The 1526-nt window shown below is 41.9% G+C and carries 2 protein-coding genes; both read left to right on the forward strand.

Annotated features, from left to right (window positions below; translation table 11 throughout):
* On the forward strand, positions 1–485 hold a 485-nt coding region (locus tag Q9Q35_RS08775), incomplete at its 5' end, for a FadR/GntR family transcriptional regulator (protein ID WP_304653025.1).
* Between the two features lie 178 nt (positions 486–663).
* The coding region (locus Q9Q35_RS08780) for a Rib/alpha-like domain-containing protein (RefSeq protein WP_304653026.1) at positions 664–1526 on the forward strand (863 nt) is incomplete at its 3' end.

Genomic DNA, 1526 nt, shown 5'->3' on the forward strand with positions numbered 1-1526 from the left:
AAACAGGGTCAGGACAAGCCCACCGCCAAGCAGTATTTGAGCAACAATCCAATTTAGGACAGCTATCAGATATAAAAGTAAATGCAAAAGACCTTTACGAAATGCGTTTGATTTTTGAGCCGGAAGCGGCCTATTTAGCAGCTATCCGAGGTACAGACGCAGAAATAAAAAGGATTTTGGATTTCGGTGAGAAGATTGAGCAAGAAATTAAATCCGGGCAAGACCGTACAGACAATGAACATTCATTCCACAAGGCGATTGCGCAGGCAACGCATAATGAATTTATGAATCAGCTTATGCCCATTCTTTATCAAGCGATTGCAAAGGGCGTTACCCTATCGGCTATGAGCCAAAAAGCTGTTATAGATACAGTCAACGACCACCGCATGATTATGGATTTTTTAGAGCAGAGAAATGCGGAGGGAGCAAAAAATGCCATGAAAATTCATATCATGCACGCTATACGAGAATTGGGAATAGAGTAATTTCCTACTTACCGGGGCTTACAAATACGTAAGTCCTCTTTTTTTGTCATAGACATCATACAGCATATTGACATCATACAACGATAAGAGATATAATAACCATGTGGAAAATATGTGAAGATAAAGAACATAAAGAACACGCATTTATTCATATTACGACAGGAGGAATGAATATTCTATGAAAGAAATTGATTTAGCAACATGGAATCGAGCTATGCACTGTCAGATTTTTAGAAACAGTGTACAGCCACAGTATGGTGTAACCTTTGAGCTAAAAGTTAAATTAGGCGAGAAGTTAGATCCAGCGGAAGTATTAGATCCAAGCGTTAAGTTACCAAAAGGTACAAAAGTGACATGGAAGACGGCAGTGGATACAAATAAGGCGGGTCAACAAACAGGTGAGTTGGAAGTGACCTATCCAGATGGCACAAAAGACACCTTACCAGTATCAGTGAAAGTCGGAACCGACGCTGAAGCAGTAACGCCGATGTTGAAACCAGGGCTAAAAGTTAAATTAGGCGAGAAGTTAGATCGAGCGGAAGTATTAGATCCAAGCGTTAAGTTACCAAAAGGTACAAAAGTGGCATGGAAGACAGCAGTGGATACAAGTAAGGCGGGTCAACAAACGGGTGAGTTGGAAGTAACATATCCAGATGGCACAAAAGACACCTTACCAGTATCAGTGAAGGTCGGAACAGACGCTGAAGCAGTAACGCCAACGTTGAAACCAGAGCTAAAGGCAAAGGTAGGCGAGAAGTTAGATCCAACAGAAATGTTAGCTTCCGAAGTTGTCTTGCCAAAAGGTACACAAGTGGCATGGAAGACGCCAGTGGATACAAATAAGGCAGGTCAACAAACGGGTGAGTTGGAAGTAACATATCCAGATGGCACAAAAGATATCTTACCAGTATCAGTGAAAGTCGGAACCGACGCTGAAGCAGTAACGCCAACGTTGAAGCCAGAGCTAAAAGTGAAACTAGGTGAGAAACTAGCAGCGCCAGAAGTATTAGATCCAACAGTTGTTTTGCCAAAAGGCACACA

This window comes from uncultured Ligilactobacillus sp. (assembly GCF_948826705.1).
Taxonomy (GTDB): domain Bacteria; phylum Bacillota; class Bacilli; order Lactobacillales; family Lactobacillaceae; genus Ligilactobacillus.